Annotated in this window: 16 protein-coding genes; 10 read left to right on the top strand and 6 right to left on the bottom strand. The window is 68.2% G+C overall.

What is annotated here, in order from left to right:
* On the top strand, nucleotides 1-835 hold an 835-nt coding region (locus tag GQ56_RS0113655; RefSeq protein WP_031399194.1), incomplete at its 5' end, for an ABC transporter ATP-binding protein.
* A 27-nt stretch (nucleotides 836-862) separates the two neighbouring features.
* Here the strand turns inward: GQ56_RS0113655 and GQ56_RS0113650 are convergent.
* Nucleotides 863-1,741: a MurR/RpiR family transcriptional regulator gene (locus GQ56_RS0113650; protein WP_031399193.1), complete on the bottom strand. Its 879-nt coding sequence runs from the start codon at nucleotides 1,739-1,741 to the stop codon at nucleotides 863-865.
* A gap of 364 nt (nucleotides 1,742-2,105) precedes the next feature.
* On the opposite strand from GQ56_RS0113650, the gene ggt reads away from it, so the two are divergent.
* Nucleotides 2,106-3,857 (top strand): gamma-glutamyltransferase, encoded by a 1,752-nt coding sequence (gene ggt, locus GQ56_RS0113645; protein WP_031399192.1) that lies wholly within the window; start codon nucleotides 2,106-2,108, stop codon nucleotides 3,855-3,857.
* Nucleotides 3,858-3,975: 118 nt separating this feature from the next.
* Nucleotides 3,976-5,301, top strand: a complete 1,326-nt coding sequence (locus GQ56_RS0113640) for a dicarboxylate/amino acid:cation symporter (RefSeq protein ID WP_031399191.1) — start codon at nucleotides 3,976-3,978, stop codon at nucleotides 5,299-5,301.
* A 15-nt stretch (nucleotides 5,302-5,316) separates the two neighbouring features.
* Here the strand turns inward: GQ56_RS0113640 and GQ56_RS0113635 are convergent, their stop codons facing one another.
* Both GQ56_RS0113635 and GQ56_RS0113630 read right to left on the bottom strand, forming a co-directional pair.
* Nucleotides 5,317-5,715, bottom strand: coding sequence for a DUF3331 domain-containing protein (locus tag GQ56_RS0113635; protein ID WP_031399190.1), 399 nt, complete (start codon nucleotides 5,713-5,715; stop codon nucleotides 5,317-5,319).
* 44 nt (nucleotides 5,716-5,759) lie between these two features.
* Nucleotides 5,760-7,052, bottom strand: coding sequence for an NAD(P)/FAD-dependent oxidoreductase (locus GQ56_RS0113630; protein ID WP_031399189.1), 1,293 nt, complete (start codon nucleotides 7,050-7,052; stop codon nucleotides 5,760-5,762).
* Between the two features lie 150 nt (nucleotides 7,053-7,202).
* Here GQ56_RS0113630 and GQ56_RS0113625 point away from each other — a divergent pair, with 150 nt between their 5' ends.
* Nucleotides 7,203-7,856 (top strand): TetR/AcrR family transcriptional regulator, encoded by a 654-nt coding sequence (locus GQ56_RS0113625; RefSeq protein ID WP_031399188.1) that lies wholly within the window; start codon nucleotides 7,203-7,205, stop codon nucleotides 7,854-7,856.
* A gap of 94 nt (nucleotides 7,857-7,950) precedes the next feature.
* Here the strand turns inward: GQ56_RS0113625 and soxR are convergent, their stop codons facing one another.
* The gene (gene soxR, locus GQ56_RS0113620; protein WP_031399187.1) at nucleotides 7,951-8,433 is read right to left on the bottom strand and encodes a redox-sensitive transcriptional activator SoxR; all 483 of its coding nucleotides are present in this window, start codon (nucleotides 8,431-8,433) and stop codon (nucleotides 7,951-7,953) included.
* Between the two features lie 79 nt (nucleotides 8,434-8,512).
* Here soxR and GQ56_RS0113615 point away from each other — a divergent pair, with 79 nt between their 5' ends.
* Genes GQ56_RS0113615 through GQ56_RS0113605 form a run of 3 tightly spaced genes read left to right on the top strand, consistent with a single transcriptional unit; the run spans nucleotide 8,513 to nucleotide 14,449 of the window.
* The gene (locus GQ56_RS0113615) at nucleotides 8,513-9,730 is read left to right on the top strand and encodes an efflux RND transporter periplasmic adaptor subunit (RefSeq protein ID WP_031399186.1); all 1,218 of its coding nucleotides are present in this window, start codon (nucleotides 8,513-8,515) and stop codon (nucleotides 9,728-9,730) included.
* Between the two features lie 13 nt (nucleotides 9,731-9,743).
* On the top strand, nucleotides 9,744-12,917 hold the full coding sequence (locus GQ56_RS0113610; protein ID WP_031399185.1) for an efflux RND transporter permease subunit: 3,174 nt from the start codon (nucleotides 9,744-9,746) through the stop codon (nucleotides 12,915-12,917).
* Nucleotides 12,914-14,449, top strand: coding sequence for an efflux transporter outer membrane subunit (locus GQ56_RS0113605; RefSeq protein WP_031399184.1), 1,536 nt, complete (start codon nucleotides 12,914-12,916; stop codon nucleotides 14,447-14,449). Before GQ56_RS0113610 ends, GQ56_RS0113605 begins: the two co-directional genes overlap by 4 nt.
* 54 nt (nucleotides 14,450-14,503) lie before the next feature.
* On the opposite strand, the gene aceE is transcribed toward GQ56_RS0113605, so the two are convergent.
* On the bottom strand, nucleotides 14,504-17,185 hold the full coding sequence (gene aceE / locus GQ56_RS0113600; protein ID WP_031399183.1) for a pyruvate dehydrogenase (acetyl-transferring), homodimeric type: 2,682 nt from the start codon (nucleotides 17,183-17,185) through the stop codon (nucleotides 14,504-14,506).
* A 174-nt stretch (nucleotides 17,186-17,359) separates the two neighbouring features.
* On the opposite strand from aceE, the gene GQ56_RS0113595 reads away from it, so the two are divergent.
* A complete protein-coding gene (locus GQ56_RS0113595) occupies nucleotides 17,360-17,815 on the top strand; it encodes a MarR family winged helix-turn-helix transcriptional regulator (RefSeq protein ID WP_031399182.1) in 456 nt (151 codons plus the stop codon).
* A gap of 18 nt (nucleotides 17,816-17,833) precedes the next feature.
* Here the strand turns inward: GQ56_RS0113595 and GQ56_RS0113590 are convergent, their stop codons facing one another.
* Complete coding sequence (locus GQ56_RS0113590; RefSeq protein WP_031399181.1) at nucleotides 17,834-18,946, bottom strand: transketolase-like TK C-terminal-containing protein; 1,113 nt, start codon at nucleotides 18,944-18,946, stop codon at nucleotides 17,834-17,836.
* A 105-nt stretch (nucleotides 18,947-19,051) separates the two neighbouring features.
* Here GQ56_RS0113590 and GQ56_RS0113585 point away from each other — a divergent pair, with 105 nt between their 5' ends.
* Together GQ56_RS0113585 and GQ56_RS0113580 are read left to right on the top strand one after the other, a co-directional pair.
* Entirely contained in the window at nucleotides 19,052-19,705 is a 654-nt protein-coding gene (locus GQ56_RS0113585; protein WP_031399180.1) for a glutathione S-transferase family protein, read from the top strand.
* Nucleotides 19,706-19,908: 203 nt separating this feature from the next.
* Nucleotides 19,909-21,426, top strand: coding sequence for a purine-cytosine permease family protein (locus tag GQ56_RS0113580; RefSeq protein WP_031399179.1), 1,518 nt, complete (start codon nucleotides 19,909-19,911; stop codon nucleotides 21,424-21,426).
* The last annotated feature ends 4 nt before the right edge of the window (nucleotides 21,427-21,430 follow it).

Genomic DNA, 21,430 nt, shown 5'->3' with positions numbered 1-21,430 from the left:
GCTGGTGGTCGATCCGACGATCCTGCTGATGGACGAGCCGTTCTCGGCGCTCGACGTGCTGACGGCCGAGACGCTGCGTACCGACCTGCTCGATCTGTGGACGCAAGGGCGCATGCCGATCAAGTCGGTGTTGATCGTCACGCACAACATCGAGGAAGCGGTGTTCATGTGCGACCGCATCCTCGTGCTGTCGTCGAACCCGGGCCGCGTGATCGCCGAGATCAAGGTGCCGTTCAAGCATCCGCGCAACCGGCTCGACCCGGAATTCCGCAAGCTGGTCGACGACATCTACGCGAAGATGACCGCGCGTCCGACCAACGAGGCGACGAAGAAGGGGCTGGAGCTCGGCAGCTGGCTGCCGCGCGTGTCGACCAACCTGATGTCCGGCCTGATCGAGACGCTCGCGATGGCGCCGTACCACGGCCGCGCGGACATGCCGGAAATCGCGCGCACGCTGCATCTCGAGGTCGACGAACTGTTCCCGATCGCCGAAGTGCTGCAGCATCTCGGCTTCGCGGACGTGCGCGAAGGGGACGTGTTCCTCACGCCGCCCGCGCGCGTGTTCGCGGAATTCGGCACGCAGGAGCGCAAGCTGATGTTCGCGGATCACCTGCTGAAGCACGTGCCGCTCGCCGCGCGGATCCGCAAGGTGCTGAACGAGCGTCCGGGCCATCGTGCGCCGCGCGTGCGCTTCGAGCAGGAGCTGGAGGATTTCCTGTCGGACGAAGCGGCCGAGGAAACGCTCGACGCGGTGATCGACTGGGGCCGTTACGGCGAAGTCTTTTCGTACAACGACAAGACCGAAGTGTTCAGCCTCGAGGACGTCGAGAGCTGATGCCCGCGCCCGAATGGCGTGCGATCGTCATTCGGGCAAATCGCGCGGGTAGGTGTCCTGCCCGATGCCGCCGGTATTGAGATCCTCGATCTTCTCCATGCGCTGCCGCGCGAGTTCCGGCAGCCGGTTCGTCACGCCGATCACCAGCGCCTCCGCGAGCGCCAGCGCCGGCACGTTGGTCTGCAGCATCGCGAACGGCCGCCCCTGGATCCGCAGCACGATCTCCGCGAAATCCCCGATCGGCGACAGCCATTCGTCGGTGATCAGCAGGATGCGCGTGCCGAGCCGGTGCGCGGCCTGCGCGAAGCGGATGCTGTCGCGCTGGTAGCGGCGGAAATCGAAAATGACGAGCACGTCGCCGGGCCCCATGTCCGCCAGCGCCACCGACGCGAGGTTCACGTTCGGTTCGACATACTGGACGCGCGGTCGCGCGTAGGCGAGGGTGAACGAAAACAGCGAGGCGAGCGGCGCCGTATAGCGCCCGCCGCCGCAGAAGACGCGAACGTCCGGATTGGCGAGCAGCGCCACGGCCGCGTCGAACGCCGCCGCGTCGAGCCCTTCGATCGTCGCCGCCAGCGATTGCGACAGGCGCTGGAAAATCGCCGCATGACTGTCGCGCATGCCCGACGCCGAGTGGAACGCATCCATCCGCGCGAGCGGCGAATTCATCGCGGTGTCGATCTCGCCGTACAGCGCCTGCTGAAACGACGAGTAGTTCGGAAAGCCGATCCGGACGACGAAGCGGAACACGGTCGGATCGCTGACGTCGGCCTGCTTCGCGAACTGCGCGATGGGCCCCAGCCCGAGGCTGGGATAGCGATCCAGCAACGCCTGCGCAACCTTCTGTTCCGACGGCGTGAAGCTATCCATCTGGGATAACAGCAACGCCCTGATGCTCGTCCCCATCGGGCACTCCGACTTTCTCGATCCGAATGACAAACGGCAGACCCGCGGCCTGCCGGCGACCCCACGCATGTTAGCCGATTGACGTCCGGCGGGCCGCGGACGCGCCGAAATTAGAGGGACGTATCGCAACGGCGGACGGTTTGTCTGGTGATGTAATGAAGCAAACATTGATAAAGACGACATTCGGCGTTTATTCGTTCTTCATTCAGTGATAACCCTAGGTTTTGACGAAAAAATGCCGATGCTATGATCGCGGCCTCGCGGGAATGTATGGTTTGTTACAAGCCGGATCGACGCGTCGACACGCGGCGATCCGGTGTCGCATTTCGGCACGGCGCGGTTTATTTGTCTGGAGGATTCCGTCATGAGGCGGCTCGTAGTACTCACCCTGTTGTCGGCGATGAGCGCGTGCGCGTTCGCCGCGTCGGACCCGGCGGTCGAAGCGAAGAACGGCATGGTCGTGTCGTCGCAGCACTTCGCATCGCAGATCGGCGTCGACATCCTGAAGGAGGGCGGCAACGCAGTGGACGCCGCGGTGGCGGTCGGCTACGCGCAGGCCGTGACCAATCCGTGCTGCGGCAACATCGGCGGCGGCGGCTTCATGACCGTACACCTGGCCGACGGCCGCGACCGCTTCATCAATTTCCGCGAGACGGCGCCCGCGGCGGCTTCCGCGAACATGTATCTCGATGCGAAGGGCAACGTCATTCCGGGCGACAGCCTGTACGGCTATCGCGCGGTCGGCGTGCCGGGCACGGTCGCGGGCCTCGATCTCGCGCAGCGCAAGTACGGGAAGCTGACGCGCCAGCAGGTGATGGCGCCGGCGATCCGGCTCGCGCGCGACGGCTTCGTGCTGACGCGCGGCGATACGGACATCCTCGACACGACGATCGAGCGCTTCCGGAAGGACCCGGAAGCCGCCCGCATCTTCCTGCGCCCGGACGGCACGCCGCTGCAGCCGGGCGACCGCCTGGTGCAGAAGGATCTGGCCCGCACGCTCGAGCGCATCGCCGGGCAGGGGCCCGACGCGTTCTACCACGGCGAGCTTCCGAAGATCGTCGAGGCGGCGGCCAGGCGCGGCGGCGGCCTGATCACGGCGGCCGATTTCGCGTCCTACCGGGCGCAGGACATGGCGCCGCTGACCTGCACGTATCGCGGCTACGAGTTCGTGTCGGCGCCGCCGCCGAGCTCGGGCGGCGTGACGATGTGCGAGACGCTGAACATCCTCGAGGGGTATGACCTGCGCAAGCTCGGCTACCACTCGGCCGCGGCGGTGCACTACATGACCGAGGCGATGCGGCACGCGTACGAAGACCGCAACACGCTGCTCGGCGATCCGGACTTCATCGACAACCCGATCGCGAAGCTGACCAGCAAGGAATACGCGGCGCAGATCCGCAAGGGCATCCATGCCGATACGGCGACGCCGTCGGTCGACGTGCAGCCGGGCGTCGGCGTGCACGAGAAGCCGGAGACGACGCATTACTCGATCGTCGACCGCGACGGCAACGCGGTGTCGACGACCTACACGGTCAACGGCCGCTTCGGCGCCGTGGTCATCGCGCCGGGCACGGGCTTCTTCCTGAACGACGAGATGGACGACTTCACCGTGAAGGTCGGCGCGCAGAACCTGTTCGGCCTCGTGCAGGGCACGCGCAACTCGATCGCGCCGGGCAAGCGCCCGCTGTCGTCGATGGCGCCGACCATCGTGAAGAAGGACGGCAAGGTGTTCATGGTGGTCGGTTCGCCGGGCGGCTCGCGCATCATCACGATCACGCTGCAGACCGTGCTGAACGTGATCGACTACGGGATGACGCCGCAGGACGCGGTTGCCGCGCCGCGCATCCACCATCAGTGGCTGCCCGACGAGGTCTACTACGAAACCTACGGCCTGTCGCCCGACACGCTCGCGATCCTGCGCAACATGGGCTACAAGATGGTCGAGCAGACGCCGTGGGGCGCCGCCGAGCTGATCATGGTCGGCCTGCCGGGCACCGAGGCGGCGAGCCGCCAGAGTTCCGGCAACGACTCGTCGGTGTCCGGCAACGTGCGCGTCGGCTTCATCTACGGCTACAACGATCCGCGCCGTCCGGCCGGCTCGGCGATCGGCTACTGACCCGGGCGCCTCGCACCGAAGCGCCGCAACGGCGTTCGCGTTCCCGCGAAAGCCGTTGCGGCGGCGCGCCCCGCGCGCCATTCATCCGTCAACGCAACACCGTGCATCGAATCCCGTTATGAACAAACGAATGTCCGCGGCAGGCTGGATCCTGCTCGCGATGGCGGCCGGCATCCTGATCGGCTACATGATCTATACGCAGCTTCCGGACAAGCAGTCCGCGGCGGAGATCGCCGGCTACATCTCGCTGGTCTCCGACGTCTTCCTGCGGCTGATCAAGATGGTGATCGGCCCGCTGGTGTTCTCGACGCTCGTCGTTGGCATTGCGCACATGGGCGATGCGTCGTCGGTGGGGCGCGTGTTCGTGAAGGCGCTCGGCTGGTTCGTCACGGCGTCGCTGATCTCGCTGCTGCTCGGCCTGCTGATGGCGAACCTGCTGCGGCCCGGCGAGAACCTCGGGTTGCCGCTGCCGGATATCGGCGCGTCCGCGCATCTCGCGACCTCCAAGTTCACGCTGAAGGATTTCGTCGGCCACATGGTGCCGAAGTCGATCGCCGAGGCGATGGCGAACAACGAGATCCTGCAGATCGTCGTGTTCTCGATGTTCTTCGGCGTCGCGCTCGCGTCGCTCGGCGAACGCGGCAAGATCCTGGTCGCGGCGATCGACCAGCTTGCGCACGTGATGCTGCGGATCACCGGCTACGTGATGAAGCTCGCGCCGCTCGCGGTGCTGGCGGCGATGGCCTCGACCGTCGCGATCAACGGCCTGTCGATCCTGCTGAAGTTCGCGGTGTTCATGGGCGACTTCTACCTGAGCCTGTTCCTGCTGTGGGGCACGCTCATCGCCGCCGGGCTGCTGTTCCTCGGCCGCCGCGTGTTCAAGCTGCTGGTGCTGATCAAGGAAGCGTTCATGCTGTCGTTCGCGACCGCGAGTTCGGAAGCCGCATATCCGAAGATCCTCGACGCGCTCGACCGTTTCGGGGTGCGGCGCAAGATCTCGAGCTTCGTGATGCCGATGGGCTACTCGTTCAACCTCGACGGCTCGATGATGTACTGCACGTTCGCGTCGCTGTTCATCGCGCAGGCGTACGGCATTCACCTGTCGCTCGGCACGCAGGTCACGATGCTGCTGATCCTGATGCTGACGTCGAAAGGCATGGCCGGCGTGCCGCGTGCGTCGCTCGTCGTGATCGCCGCGACGCTGCACCAGTTCAACATCCCGGAAGCCGGGCTGCTGCTGATCCTCGGCGTCGACACGTTCCTCGACATGGGCCGTTCGGCCACGAATGCGGTGGGCAACTCGATCGCGAGCGCGGTGGTCGCCAAGTGGGAAGGCGAACTGATGCCGGAAGCGGAAGCCGAGGCGAATGCGGCGCGGCTGGATGCGGAAGCCGCCGCACGGATGAGCGAGGCGCGCGACGCGGAGCGCGTCACGGCTGCCTGAAACGGCCCGGGGCCGTCAGGTCGCCTCGGCGGTGCCGGCCGCGTCGATGCACGCGGCCAGCATCATCGCGGCGGCGTTGCCCGGCGTCGAGCCGAGCAGTTGCGGCGCATAGACGCTGTCGCCGATCTTGATCGGCTGCCCCGACAGCGCGCACACGCCGCGCTTGCGCGTCGTGAACAGCCGCCACTTCTGATAACCATAGTGCCCGGTGCACGCGTCGCGCCACGAAATCATCACGGTGTCGGGCGTGGGCCGTTCGAGCACGCTGATGGTCGGCTTGCTCGTCGCGTCCCACGACGGCAGCCGGTCGCGCGTCATGCTGCGTCGCCGCGGCAGGCCCCACGAGACGGAGGGCATGTCGAAGCTGCCGATCGCGGCCACGGTCATGAGCCACGGTGCCAGACGGTTGTTCATGTCAGTTTTCCTCGAAACGTTGTGAAACGTCGCCGCGCGCGGCATCACGACAGGCGGATGCGCGGTCGCACCCAGCCGTTGATCCGCTCGGCGATCCACAGCAGGGTCGCCTTGGAGAAGCCGTGCAGCGCCTGCTGGTGACGCCGGTAGAGCATCAGGTGGCTGAACTGCGCGAAACGCCCCTGGATGAAACCGCCGCGAAAGAACCCGAACTGCCCGAGCGTGCCGAATGCGTCGTAGTCGCTGATCGACACCAGCGCGCCGAAATCATGGAATGCGAACGGCGGCATCGGCTTGCCGTCGAGCCACGCGGGCAGGTGTCGGGCAAGATGCTCGGCCTGTTGCGCCGCGACCTGCGCGGTGGGCGGCAGCGGCCGTTCCTGGCCGGCGGGCAGCAGGCTCGCGCAATCGCCGATCGCGAACACGTGCTCGTCGCCGGTCGCCTGCAGCGTGGGCCCCACGACGATCTGGTTCGCACGGGTCGTGTCGAGGCCGCCGAACGCCTGCATGAAATCGGGCGCCTTCACGCCGGCCGCCCAGACCATCAGGTCGGCTTCGGCGAACGAGCCGTCGCCGTAGTGGAAGCCGTTCGCGTCGGCCGACGTGACGCGCGTCGACGTCAGCACGTGAAAGCCGATCTGTTCGAGCCGTTGCTGTGCCGATGCGGAAATCTTCGGCGGAAATGCCGCGAGGATGCGCGGGCCGCTTTCGAGCAGCGTGAGCTGCAGCCGTTCGCGCACCGTTTCGTCGCCATAGGCCTGCGCCACTTCGAGCAGCCGGCTCAGTTCCGCGGCCAGTTCGACGCCCGTCGCGCCCGCGCCGACGATCGCGACGCGAAACGGCTCGTCGCGCGCGATGCTGCGGAACACGCGCATCCGCAACGCTTCGTTGAAGGTTTCGGCCTGCTGCTGGCTGTCGATGAAATAGCAGTGCTCGCGTACGCCGGGCGTGCCGAAATCGTTGGCCTGGCTGCCGAGCGCGAGGATCAGCACGTCGTATTCGAGTTCCCGCGCGTCGATCACCACATTGCCGTTCTGCGAGCGGATCTCGCCGAGCTGCACGCAGCGACGCGCGCGATCGAGCCCCTTCAGTTCGCCGGGCTGGTACGTGTAGCCGTGGTCGCGGGCATGGGCGAGGAAGATCACCTGCTGCTGCTGCACGTCGCGCGTGCCGGCCGCGATCGTGTGCAGCATCGGCTTCCAGATGTGGGTCGGGCTGCGGTCGACGACGGTGACCTGCGCGCGGCCCGATTTGCCGAGCTGCTCGCCCAGGCGGGTCGCGAGCTGAAGTCCAGCGATCCCGCCGCCGACGATGACGATACGTGTAGGGGTTGTCATGTATAAATCATCACGTGATGAATAAGGTATGATCCTAGCGCTTCCCGGCTGCGTGTGTCAACGAAGAGCAGGGCAGGTGGGCCGGTTTTCGGTCACGCTGAAACGGGGCCGGAACATTGCAATCGAATCGTTCAAGGAGAGCAAAGAAACGTGGCTGAAGTTACTGAGCGGGCGCCGGCCAAGCGGCGTATGCGAGGGCGGCCGCTGGCCGGGGCGTCCGTCGGTCCGGACGTGATATTGCGGGCCGCACGCAGCACGTTCGCGAAGCGCGGTTACGACGCGACGAGCGTGCGCGAGGTTGCGCGCGAACTGGGGGTCGATGCGGCGCTGATCGCGCACCATTTCGGCACGAAGGAAACGTTGTGGCTGGCGGTCGTCGAGCAGATCGTCGAGCTGGCCGAGCCGATGTTCGACGCGCTGCGCGCGTTGCGCACGTCGTCGCTGCCGCATCGGGACCGCGTGCGGCGGGCGCTCGAGCTGTGCGTCGATCACGAGATCAACGAGCCCGACATAGGCATGTTCTTCTCGACCGCGGCGACCGAGGTGGGCGGGCGGCTCGACCGGCTGCAGGAGCGGATCGTGCGTCCGTATTACGACGTGATGTTCCCGCTGCTGGACGAAGCCGTGCAGGCCGGCGCGATTCGCGCGGTCGATCCGAACGTGCTGTTTTTCATGATCGCGAGCGCGATCGGCACGACGGTGTCGTACCGGCACATCATGCTGCCGTTCACGCCGCTGCCCTTGCAGCCGGACGCCTTCAGGCAGGCCGTGCTCGACGCCGCGTTCAACATCGTCGGCGACTGAGCCGGGCGATGCGCGCAACGCGCGCGGTCACGTCGCGTCAAGGCGCGGCGGTCGGCCCCGGTTCGCGCATCGCGCACCGCGCCCGGAACACACGTCAGGTGTCGAGATCCGTGGGCGGTGCGTCGCCGAGCCAGCGCCGCGCGCCGGGCCCGTTGCGGCCCGCGCGGTCGTCCGGATTGGTCAGCTTGCAGCGCTTCAGCGACAGGCAGCCGCAGCCGATGCATTCGTCGAGGTTGATGTAGAGCCGCTGCAGCTCCTCGATCCGGCTCGCGACGCGCTGCTTCCAGCCGCGCGACAGCCGCTGCCAGTCCTTGTTGCACGGCGCGGTGTCCTCGGGCAGGCTGACGAGCTGCTCGGCAATCTCGTCGAGCGTATAGCCGATCTTCTGCGCGAACACGATGAACGCGATCAGCCGCAGCACCGCGCGCGAATAGTGGCGATGGCTCGAACCGTTGCGATGCGACTTGATGAGCCCGCGCGTTTCGTAGAACCGCAGCGTCGACGCCGGTACGCCGCTGCGCGCGGCCACTTCGCGGATCGACATCAGCGGCCATTGCGGGGTTTCCTGGATACCCATGACGTCCTCCGGGAAAGCTTGACTTGAAGTTAACTTCAACTTTTATGCTACGCGGCAGTTTAACCCGTCGCGAGGCATCATGCTTTCCTTATCCCTACGCAGGACGTCGCCTTTGGGCGCCGCCTGCGCCCTGCTGCTGGCGTTGTCGGGCTGTCACGACGGCAAAGGCGCATCGTCGGCACCCTCCCTTCCCGAAGTCGGCGTCGCCACCGTCGCGCCGCGCACGATCCGCCTTGCGGACGAATTCAACGGCCGTGTCGAAGCGGTCGACGCGGTCGAGCTGCGGCCGCGCGTGAGCGGCTATCTGCAGCGCGTCGCCTACAAGGAAGGCGACATGGTCGCGCAGGGCGCGCTGCTGTTCGAGATCGACCCGCGCCCGTACCGGATCGCGCTCGAACGCGCGAACGCGCAGCAGCAGCGGGCCCGCGCGGCCGCGAGCCTCGCGAACGTACAGCTCAGGCGCGTGCAGACGCTGATCGATGCGCATGCGACGTCGCAGGAGGAACTCGACAACGCGCGCGCCACCGCCGAGCAGGCGCGTGCGGATCTTCAGGCGGCCGACGCGGCCGTCGCCGATGCGAAGCTCAATCTCGGCTTCACCGAGGTGCGCGCGCCGATCGCGGGCCGTGTCGGCCGCGCGGTCGCGACCGTCGGCAACCTTGCGCGTGCGGACGATACGCTGCTGACGACCGTCGTGTCGCAGGACCCCGTCTACGTGTATTTCGACTGCGACGAACAGAACTACCTGCGCTACAACGCGCGGCGCGCCGATCCGAAGCATCGCGCGATCGGCGCCGATCCCGTGCGCGTCGGCCTCGCGAACGAGGCGGGTTTCCCGCATGCGGGCACCGTCGACTTCCTCGACAACCGGCTCGACCCGCAAACCGGCACGATCCGCGCGCGCGTGCGGCTGACGAACGCGGACCGCACGTTCACGCCGGGCCTGTATGCGCGCGTGCAACTCGTCAGCGGCCGCGACCAGGATGCGCTGCTCGTCGACGACAAGGCCGTGCTGACCGACCAGGACCGCAAGTACGTCTACGTGATCGGGCCCGGGGACAAGGCGCTGCGCCGCGACGTGACGGTCGGGCGCGGGCTGGACGGCGAGCGCATCGTCGAGAAGGGGCTGCAGCCGGGCGACCGGGTGGTCGTCGATGGCGTGCAGCGGATCTACTACCCCGGTGCGCAGGTGAAGCCGAAGGCGCTGCCCGCGCGCGCCGACGCCGGCGGTGCGGGCAATGGCCCGCGCGACGGTGCGCAGGCCGTCGCCGACGCCGGCGCGCCGGCCGTGCAATAACGGGAGCGACACGATGGATTTCTCCCGATTCTTCATCGACCGGCCGATCTTCGCGGTCGTGCTGTCGATCGTCATCTTCGCGATCGGCCTGATCTCGATCCCGATGCTGCCGGCCGGCGAATATCCGGAAGTCGTGCCGCCGAGCGTCGTCGTGCGCGCGACCTACCCGGGCGCGAACCCGAAGGAAATCGCCGAATCGGTCGCCGAACCGCTGGAAGAGGCGATCAACGGCGTCGAAGGCATCATGTACATGAAGTCGGTCGCCGGGTCGGACGGCAGCCTGCAGGTCGTCGTCACGTTCCTGCAGGGCGTCGATCCGGACACGGCCGCCGTGCGCGTGCAGAACCGCGTGAGCCAGGCGCTGTCGCGCCTGCCCGACGAGGTGCGCCAGTACGGCGTGACGACGCAGAAGCAGTCGCCGACGCCGCTGATGTACGTGAGCCTCTATTCGCCGGACAACAGCCGCGATTCGCTGTACCTGCGCAACTACCTGACGCTGCACGTGAAGGACGAGCTGTCGCGGCTCACCGGGATCGGCGACGTCGGCGTGTACGGTTCCGGCGATTACGCGATGCGGCTGTGGCTCGACCCGAACCGGCTCGCATCGCGCGGGCTGACCGCGAGCGACGTGATCGCGGCCGTGCGCGAGCAGAACGTGCAGGTGTCGGCCGGCCAGCTCGGCGCGGAACCGTCGCCGAAGAAAAACGACTTCCTCGTCTCGATCAACGTGCGCGGCCGCCTGCGCACGGTGCAGGAATTCGGCGACATCGTGCTGCGCAACGGCGACGACGGCCAGGTCGTGAAGCTGTCTGACGTCGCGCGCGTCGAGCTCGGCGCGGGCGACTACACGCTGCGCTCGTATTTCAACGACAGGCAATCGGCGGTGGTCGGCATCTTCCTGTCGCCGGGCGCGAATGCGCTCGACGTCGCGAAGGCCGTGTATGCGAAGCTCGACGAACTGTCGAAGCGCTTCCCGCCCGGTGTCGCGTATCGCCCCGTGTGGGACCCGACGGTGTTCGTGCGCGAGTCGATCCGCGCGGTGCAGCACACGCTGATCGAGGCCGTCGTGCTGGTCGTGCTGGTGGTGATCCTGTTCCTGCAGACCTGGCGTGCGTCGATCATTCCGCTCGTCGCGGTGCCCGTGTCGGTCGTCGGCACGTTCGCATGGCTCTATCTGCTCGGCTATTCGATCAACACGCTGACGCTGTTCGGGCTCGTGCTCGCGATCGGGATCGTCGTCGACGATGCGATCGTGGTGGTCGAGAACGTCGAGCGCAACATCGCGCAGGGCCTGAGCCCGCGCGACGCCGCGCACCAGGCGATGCGCGAGGTGTCGGGGCCGATCGTCGCGATCGCGCTCGTGCTGTGCGCGGTGTTCGTGCCGATGGCGTTCATGTCGGGCGTCACGGGCCAGTTCTACCGGCAGTTCGCGGTGACCATCGCGATTTCGACGGTGATCTCCGCGATCAACTCGCTGACGCTGTCGCCCGCGCTTGCCGCGAAGCTGCTGCGCCCGCACGGCGCACCGAAGGACGCGCTCACGCGCGGAATCGACCGGGCGTTCGGCTGGCTGTTCCGTCCGTTCAACCGCTTCTTCGACCGGAGTTCGGAGCGCTACCACGGCTTCGTCGGCCGCACGCTGAAGCGGCGCGGCGCGGTGTTCACCGTCTATGCGGCGCTGCTCGCGGCGACCGCGCTGCTGCTCGACGCGGTGCCGGGCGGCTTCATCCCCGTGCAGGACAAGCTGTACCTGTTCGCGGGCGCGAAGCTGCCGGAAGGCGCCTCGCTCGCGCGCACCAGCGAGGTGACCGAGCAGATGACGAAGATCGCGCTGGGCACCGAGGGCGTCGAGATGGTGCCGGCGTTCGCCGGGCTGAACGCGCTGCAGGGCGTGAACACGCCGAACATCACGAACTCGTACGTGATCCTGAAGCCGTTCGACCAGCGCCACCGCAGCGCCGCGCAGATCAATGCGGACCTGAACGCGCGCTTCGCGGCGATCGGCAGCGGCATCACCTATGCGCTGATGCCGCCGCCCATTCAGGGGCTCGGCAACGGCTCGGGCTATGCGCTGTACCTGGAGGATCGCGGCGGGCTCGGCTACGGGGCGTTGCAGAACGCGCTCGAGGCGTTCCAGGCCGCGGTCGCGAAGACGCCGGGGATGAGCTATCCCGTCAGCTCGTACCAGGCGAACATCCCGCAGCTCGAGGTCAAGGTCGACCGGTTGAAGGCGAAAGCGCAGGGCGTCGCGCTGACCGACCTGTTCAGCACGCTGCAGGTCTATCTCGGCTCGATGTACGTGAACGACTTCAACCTGTTCGGCCGCGTGTACCGCGTGATGGCGCAGGCGGATGCCGGCCACCGGCAGACGGCCGCCGACATCGCGAACCTGCGCACGCGCAATGCGAAGGGCGAGATGGTGCCGATCGGCTCGATGGTGACGGTGGCGCCTGCGTACGGGCCCGACCCGGTGGTCCGCTACAACGGCTATCCGGCCGCCAGCCTGATCGGCGACGCCGATCCGAAGGTGATGTCGTCGTCGCAGGCGATCGGGAAGCTCCAGCAGATCGCGAAGGAGGTGCTGCCGCCGGGCATCACGCTCGAATGGACCGATCTCAGCTACCAGCAGGTCACGCAGAGCAACGCGGCGATCGTCGTGTTTCCGCTCGCGGTGATGCTCGTGTTCCTGGTGCTCGCGTCGCTGTACGAAAGCTGGACGCTGCCGCTCGCGGTGATCCTGATCGTGCCGGTGTGCATCTGCGCCGCGCTGTTCGGCGTGTGGCTGTCCGGCGGCGACAACAACGTGTTCGTGCAGGTCGGTCTCGTCGTGCTGATGGGCCTCGCGTGCAAGAACGCGATCCTGATCGTCGAGTTCGCGCGCGAGCTCGAGATCCAGGGCAAGGGCGTGATCGAAGCCGCGCTCGACGCGTGCAAGCTGCGGCTGCGCCCGATCGTGATGACGTCGGTCGCGTTCATCGCGGGCTCGGTGCCGCTCCTGATCGGCACCGGCGCGGGCAGTGAAGTGCGGGCGGCCACCGGCATCTCCGTGTTCGCGGGGATGCTGGGCGTCACGCTGTTCGGGCTGTTCCTGACGCCCGTGTTCTATGTGGCGATCCGCAAACTCGCGGGCGGCACGCCGGCCGTGTGGAGCGAACACCACGGCACCCTCGAAGGAGAAAACCGATGAGCGCCGTTTTCCGTCTTTCCGCGCTCGCGATGTCGGTGACGCTCGCCGCCTGCGCGGTCGGCCCCGATTTCAGGCGGCCCGACACGGCCACGGCCGCGCGGTTCGCGCGCGATGCGCACCCGGCGCTGCCGCCCGATGCGGCGAAGCCCGATACGTCGTCCGATACATCGTCCAATACGCCGCCCGATGCGTCGGCCGACGCCGATGCCGCATTCTGGCGCGGCTTCGGCGATCCCGCGCTGACGCAACTGATCGACGCGGCGCTTGCGGCGAACCAGGATCTGCAGGTTGCCGTGTCGCGCTACGACGCATCGAATGCGCTGCTGTCGCAGGCAACGTTCGACCGTTACCCGACGATCACCGCGAGCGGCCAGATCGGCCATCAGTTGACGAGCAAGGATCAGGCGTTCGGCGCGCCGCGCAGCCAGCGCGACACGCCGACGTCCAGCGTCGGCATCAACGCCGCGTGGGAACTCGACCTGTTCGGCCGCGTCCGCCGTTCGATCGAGTCGCAGCGTGCGGAAACGGCCGCCAGCGCGGCGGATGTGCGCGCGGTGCGCGTCGCGATCGCCGCGGAGGTCGCGAGCACGTACGTCGATCTGCGCGGCTCGCAGGAGCGGTTGCGGATCGCGCGCGAGAACGCCGACAACCAGAAGCAGACGCTCGCGCTGATCAATGCGCGCGTCGGCGCGGGGCGCGGGTCCGAACTCGACGCGGCGCGGGCCCGTGCGCAGTACGAATCGACGACCTCGCGGATCGCCGTGTTCGAAGCCGCGATCGGCGTGGACGAGCACCGGCTCGCGGTGCTGACCGGCCGGACGCCGGATGCGCTGATCGGGCGCCTCGATCCGCCGAAGGCGGCGGCGACGACGGGCACGCCGGTGCCGCTGCCCGCGCTGGCCGCCGACGTCGATCCCGGTGCGCCGGGCGACCTGTTGCGGCGGCGTCCCGACGTCGCGGCCGCCGAGGCGCGGCTGCACGCGGCGACCGCGCGCATCGGCGTCGCGACGGCCGACCTGTTTCCGCGCTTCACGCTGTCGGGGCTGCTCGGCAGCGCGACGAGCAGCTACGGGTTCTTCCGTGCGGGCAGCGACACGAACCTGATCGCGCTCGGCGTCGACTGGTCGTTCCTCGACGTCGGCCGCGTGCGCGCGCGGATCGCCGCGAGCGACGCGGAAGCGGCCGGCCAGCTCGCGCAATACCGGCAGACCGTGCTCGGGGCGCTGGAGGAAACCGAGAACGCACTGCTGCGCGTCGCCCGCACGCGTGACGAGACGGACCATCTGGTGCGGGCCGCGACCGACAGCGCGCGCGCCGCGCAACTGGCGCAGGCGCGCTTCTCGGCCGGTGCGATCGACTACTACGAAGTGCTCGACGCGCAACGCACGCTTCTGCAGGCGCAGGATGCGGCGGCCGACGGGCGCATGCGCGGCGCCGCGTCGACGGTTGCGCTGTACAAGGCGCTCGCGGGCGGCTGGCCGTCGGGAACGGCCGCGCGCGCACCGGGCCCGCTCGCGCAGGCGGGGCGGTAGCGTATGGCGCGACGCGGCAGTCCGGTGCGATCCTGCCTGCCGCGCGCCGCACGATTACACGGAGGCCGGATCGACCTTGTCGATGTCGATGCCGTAGCGGCGGATGGCCTCGCCGACACGCGTACGCGGAATCGTGCCGTCGTCGGCGAGCGCCTTCAGCGCTGCAATCGCGATGAAGTGCCGGTCGACTTCGAAGAACGTGCGCAGCGCCTCGCGCGTATCCGAGCGTCCGAAGCCGTCGGTGCCGAGCGACACGAAGCGCCGCCCGTCGACGAACGCGCGGATCTGGTCGCCGACGATCTTCATGTAGTCGGTCGCGACGACCGCCGGCCCGGTGCGGCCGCCGAGGCATTGCTGCACGTAGGGCACGCGCGGCGGCGCGTCCGGGTGCAGCAGGTTCCAGCGTTCCGCCGCGAGCCCGTCGCGGCGCAGCTCGGTCAGGCTGGTCGCGCTCCACACGTCGCTCGACACGCCGAAGTCCCGGGCGAGCAGGTCGCCCGCGGCGATCACTTCGCGCAGGATCGCGCCGCTGCCCAGCAACTGCACGTGCGGCACGCCGGCGCGCGCCGCGCCGTCGCGCAGCAGATAGAGCCCCTTGAGGATGCCGGCCTCCGCGCCGTCGGGCAGCGCCGGATGCGGGTAGTTCTCGTTGAGCAGCGTGATGTAGTAGTAGACGTCTTCCTGCTCCGCGAACATCCGTCGCAGGCCGTCGCGCACGATCACCGCGAGTTCGTACGCATAGGTCGGATCGTACGAGACGCAGTTCGGGATCACCGACGACAGCACGTGGCTGTGCCCGTCGTCGTGCTGCAGCCCTTCGCCCATCAGCGTCGTGCGGCCCGACGTCGCGCCGAGCAGGAAGCCGCGCGTACGCGCGTCGCCGGCCGCCCACGCGAGATCGCCGACGCGCTGCAGCCCGAACATCGAATAGAAGATGTAGAAGGGGATCGTCGGCAGGCCGTGGTTGCTGTATGCGGTGCCGGCCGCGATCCACGACGCGATCGCGCCCGACTCGTTGATGCCTTCCTGCAGGATCTGTCCGTCCTTCGCTTCCTTGTAGTAGCTGAGCTGGCCCGCGTCCTGCGGCGTATAGAGCTGGCCGAGATGCGAGTGGATGCCGATCTGGCGGAACAGGCCTTCCATCCCGAACGTGCGCGATTCGTCGGGCACGATCGGCACGACGAGCTTGCCGAGCGCCGGGTCCTTCAGCAGCGTGCCGAGGATCCGCACGAACGCCATCGTCGTCGACAGCCCGCGCTCGCCGCTGTCCTTGAGCTGGCCGTCGAACGCGTCGAGCGGCGGCACCGGCAGCGGCGACGTATCGTGGAAGCGGGCCGGCACGTGGCCGCCGAGCGCCGCGCGGCGCGCCGCGAAATAGCGTGCCTCGGCGCTGCCCGGTTCGGGTTTCAGGTAGGGCAGTTCGTCGAGTTGCGCATCGCTGACCGGCAGCGCGAAGCGGTCGCGGAACGCGCGTACCGCGTCGGCGCTCATCTTCTTCAACTGGTGGTTCACGTTCTGGCCTTCGCCGGCTTCGCCCATGCCGAAGCCCTTGACCGTCTTCGCGAGCACGACGGTCGGCCGTCCATCCGTGCGCATGGCCTGCGCATAGGCGGCGTGCACCTTTTCGGGGTCGTGGCCGCCGCGCGCCAGCTTCCAGATGTCGTCATCGGACAGGTCGGCGACCAGGTCGAGCAGTTCGGGATACTTGCCGAAGAAATGCTCGCGCACGTACGCGCCGCTTTGCGACTTGAAGGTCTGGTAGTCGCCGTCGACGCATTCCATCATGCGCTGGCGCAGCAGGCCCGTCGTGTCGCGCTCGAGCAGCCGGTCCCAGCCGCCGCCCCAGATCACCTTGACGACGTTCCAGCCGGCCGCGCGGAACGTGCCCTCGAGTTCCTGGATGACCTTGCCGTTGCCGCGTACGGGGCCGTCGAGGCGCTGCAGGTTGCAATTGACGACGAAGATCAGGTTGTCGAGCCGTTCCCGCCCGGCCAGCGAGATCGCGGCGAGCGATTCGGGCTGGTCCATTTCCCCGTCGCCGAGAAAGGCCCAGACCTTGCGGCCCTGGTGCGCTTTCAGCCCGCGGTATTCGAGGTAGCGCATGAAGCGCGCCTGGTACGCGGCGGTGAGCGGCCCGAGCCCCATCGACACGGTGGGGAATTGCCAGAAGTCCGGCATCAGGCGCGGATGTGGATACGACGACAGCCCGTCGCGTCCCGCTTCGCGGCCGGTCTCGCGGCGGAAGTTGTCGAGCTGCGCATCGGTGATGCGGCCCTCCAGGTACGCGCGGCCATAGATGCCGGGCGCCGAGTGCCCCTGGATGTACACCATGTCGCCGTCGAAGCTATCGGTGCGGCCGCGGAAGAAGTGATCGAAGCCGACGTCGTACAGCACCGCGGCCGACTGGTAGGTTGCGATGTGGCCGCCGACGTTCGAATGCCGGCCCGCCCGCAGCACCATCACCATGGCGTTCCAGCGGATCATCGCGTTCAGGCGCCGCTCGAGCGCGAGATCGCCCGGATAGGCCGGCTGCCGCTCGCGCGGCACGGAGTTCACGTATGCGGTCGTCACGCGGCCGTGCAGGTCGCCGTGGCGCGCCGCGTCGAGATCGGCGAGCTGGTCGAGCAGGTAGTGCGCGCGCGGACGGCCTTCGAGCGCGATCACGGATTCGAGCGCATCGAGCCATTCGCGGGTTTCCTGCGGATCGATGTCGGGTAGTGCGAGAGGTGCGGTCATGCAGTGTCTCCAGAAGCATAAGGCAGCGCGGAGCGACGGCACGTGGCGCCGCGTCGCGCGACGGAGCGCCTGCCGGTCGGCGGGCATACGATTGCAATTGCAATCGTATCGGGGCAATTGTTATCGAGGTAAAATTTAATTGCAACTGCAATTCAACGAAAGGAACGACCTGACATGAGCGCACCCGAACCCGATCTGTGGTTCTCGTTCGTCCGCGCGCACCGGACGATGATTCGCGAGATCGAACGCCGCCTCGCGGATGCCGGCTTGCCCGCCTATGCGTGGTACGACGCGCTGTGGGGGCTCGAGAGCGGGCCTGAAGGCACGCGCCGCATGCACGAACTGGCCGACGTGCTCGCGATCGAGCGCTACAACCTCACCCGGCTCGTCGACCGGCTCGAGCAGGAGGGGCTCGTCACGCGCGCCCGTTCGGCGGAAGACGGCCGCGCCGCATATGCGAGCATCACCGACAAGGGGCGGGCGCTGCGCAAGAAGATGTGGAAGGTGTATCAGTCGACGGTCGCGGAGCTTTTTCTCGGCCAGTTCGGCGCCAGGGAGCAGGCGACGATGGCCGCCGCGCTCGACCGCGCGACCGCTGCCGCGCGCGACGCGGCGGCCGACGCGAAGTAACGGCGGCCGGCCCGCGCGTCAGCCGCCCGCCTCGCGGCGCATCGCCCGGGCGGCCCATTCCGCCGGTACGCGGCCGTCGTCGGCCAGCAGGCGGAGCGCAACCGCGGCGATCCAGCGCGCGTTCGGCGCGCGCGCGCCGGGGCCGGCCGAATCCGCGCCGAGCGCCGCGAAGCGGGCCGGAACGAACGCGCCGATCTGCGCGGCGACGTGCCGTGCATAGCCTGTCACCGCGAGCACCGGCGTGTCGCCGCCGCCGAGACGGGCGCGTACGTGCGGGATGCACGGTTCGTCGTACGGGTGCAGCAGGTTCCGGCGGTCCGCCGCGTGACCGTCGCGCGCGAGCCGCGTGTAGCTCGGGCAGCTCCAGATCGTCGAATCGATGCGCCATTCGTCGTGCAGCAGATCGGCGGCTTCCATCACCTGCGCGAGCGTGCTGCCCGCGCCGCACAGCTGGATGCGCGCAGCCGCGCCGGCCCCCGCGCGCCGGCCGGCCCGCACCATGCCGTTGAACGCATCGCGCGCTGCCGCGGCCGATAGCGGCTTCGCATCGGGCCCGCAGTCGTCATGGCTCGCGAGGTAGAAGAAGCCCGGCTGACCGGCGACATAGAGCGTGTGCAGCGCGTGGCGCAGGATCGCGATCGCCTCGTGTCCCGACGCGGGATCGTACGGCGTGCACGCGGGGTTCCCGGCCAGCCAGTGGGGAACGTCGGGCGTCACGCCCTTCGGCCAGGACGACCGGGCCGTTTCGGCATCGTTCACGAGGATGCCGCGATCGACGGTCTCGATCGACGCCAGCCGCAGCCGGTCGATCGCGCGCGCGTGCAGCAGGTACAGCAGCGGCCGCTCGAAACGCTTGCCCGCATCCAGGAATCGCAGCGGCCATGCGCTGATGTGGCGATGCGCGCGCGGGTCCGCCGACGCGCCACGCGTATCGGCGCGGACGATCCACACGTGCCGCGACGTCGCCGTATCGCGTTCGAGGCAATCGGCGGCCGCCCGCATCGCGCCGAGCGGCGACATCATGCGGCCCTGCGGCGCGAGCCGCCGCGTCGTCAGCCGTGCGAGGCAGGCTGCCGCGGCGCGGCGGGTGTCGGGCGTCCGCACGGGCGGACCGGATCGCGCAGTCTGCATGTCCCTCCTTCGAGTACTGGCTTGTTGCCGGGGCTGTCGGTCCCGGCATAGGATTGCAATTGCAACGATTGTAGTTGCAATGATAACCGGATGACAAGGACCGACATGACCTCGACGCACTCCCTCACGTTCTATACGGCCGACACGCCGAACGGGCACAAGATCGCGATCTACCTGGAAGAGGCCGGGCTCGCGCACGATCGCGTGCACGTGGACCTGTCCGGCGGGGAACAGCGCAGCGCGGCGTTCCTCGCGATCAACCCGAACGGCAAGATCCCGGCGATCGTCGATCGCGACACCGGGCTGGCCGTGTTCGAATCCGGCGCGATCCTCGGCTATCTCGCCGCGAAGACGGGTTTTCTGCAGCCCGCCACGCTCGCCGAGCGCACGGCGGTCCAGCAATGGCTGCACTTCCAGGTCGGCGGGATCGGGCCGATGCTCGGGCAGCTCTGGTGGTTCCTGCATGCATCGAAGACGGTCAATGCGGAAGCGATCGACCGCTACCGGAAGGAGGCCATGCGTCTCTACGGGGTCGTGAACGGCCGCCTGTCGGAATCGGCCTATCTCGCCTCGTCGCGGTATTCGATCGCCGACATCGCCGCGTTTCCGTGGCTGCGCACGGCGGACGAGCTCGATCTCGACGTGTCCGGCTTCCCGTACGTCGAGCGCTGGCTCGCCGACGTGGCCGCCCGGCCGGCCGTTCAGCGGGGCCTGAGCGCGTGCCGCGCGCCGGCGGCCGAGGCGGTGCGGGCGCCCTGACGTTGCGTCGCCCGCGCCGCGCCGGGCGGCGCGGCAACCGGCCGCCTGCCGGCCGGGAAACATTGCTCTCCTTCGTCGTAAACGTCTCGAATGCGTGATATTTGCGCCGCGCGATCCGGTTTAGAGTGGCCGCGAATCGATGACGATGCGTCGCACGGCCGCAGCTCCGGGCCGTACAGGCGCACCAGAGGAGCTGGAGACAAATGGGTGAAGGCAGGATTACGCAGGTCGAGTCGTTCGGTTTCGAGCGCATTCCCGATGCATCGCGCCATGCGCGGCCGATCGATCTGTTCCGGTTGCTGTTCGGCGGTTGCAATACGTTTTCCACGTCGGTGCTCGGCAGCTTCCCCGTGCTGGTCGGGCTGTCGTTCAAGGCGGGTGTCTGCGCGATCGTGCTCGGCGTGCTCGCCGGCACCTGCATCCTCGCGCCGATGAGCCTGTTCGGTCCGCGCAACGGCACGAGCGACCCCGTGTCGTCCGGCGCGCATTTCGGTATCCACGGCCGGATCGTCGGCTCGTTTCTCGCGCTGCTCACGTCGATCGCGTTCTTCTCGCTGGCCGTGTGGAGTTCGGGCGACGCGCTCGTCGGCGGCGCGCACAACATGGTCGGCGTGCCCGTCAACGGCTTCACGCTCGGCGCGGCGTACCTGGTGTTCGCCGTGCTCGTGCTGGTCGTGTGCATCTACGGTTTTCGCTTCATGCTGTGGGTCAACCGGATCGCCGTATGGGCCGCGAGCGTGCTGTTCGTCGCGGGCCTGTTCGCGTTTTTCGGGCCGTTCGACATGAATTACGCGGGCACGCTGCAGCCCGGCAATGCGGGCTTCTGGGCCGCGTTCGTCGGTGCGGTGCTGGTCGCGCTGAGCAACCCGGTCTCGTTCGCGTCGACGCTCGGCGACTGGGCGCGCTACATCCCGCAGCACACGCCGAAATATCGCGTGATGGGCGCCGTGTTCGCCGCGCAGGTCGCGACCTTCGTACCGTTCTTCTTCGGCCTCGCGACGGCGACGATCATCGCGACGAAGGCGCCCGCGTTCATCGCGTCGAACGACTACGTCGGCGGCCTGCTGGCGATCTCGCCGCGCTGGTTCCTGCTGCCGATGTGCCTGATCGCGATCATCGGCGGGATGTCGACCGGCACGACCGCGCTGTACGGCACCGGCCTGGACGTATCGAGCATGTTTCCGCGCTGCCTGAACCGCGTCCGCGCGACGCTGCTGATCGGCACGATCGCGATCGCGTTCATCTTCGTCGGCCGCTTCTGGTTCAATCTCGTCGAAAGCGTGGCGACGTTCTCGACGCTGATCGATACGTTCAGCTGTCCGTGGATGGCGATCATGGTGATCGGCTACGTGACGCGTCGCGGCTACTATCTCGCCGACGACCTGCAGGTGTTCAACCGCGGATTACGCGGCGGCCACTACTGGTTCACGCACGGCTGGAACGCGCGGGCGATGGGGGCGTGGCTGCCGGCCGCGTTCGCCGGGCTGTCGTGCGTGAACCTGCCGGGCCAGTTCGTCGGGCCGCTCGGCAACCTCGCGGGCGGGCTCGACCTGAGCGTGCCGGTGTCGCTGGCGGTCGGCGGGGTGCTGTATTTCGTGCTGCTGATGTTGTATCCGGAACCGGACGGCGTGTACGGCCCGCACGGACGGCGCTTCGTGCGCGGCAGCGGGCGGGCCGCGCGCGCCGCCGGCGCGCCGGCGATCCAGCCGAAGGGGTATTGAGGCG

The organism is Burkholderia paludis (assembly GCF_000732615.1).
Taxonomy (GTDB): Bacteria; Pseudomonadota; Gammaproteobacteria; order Burkholderiales; family Burkholderiaceae; genus Burkholderia; species Burkholderia paludis.
Note: the sequence above shows the minus strand (reverse complement) of the source record. Positions and strands in the feature narration are given on the sequence as shown.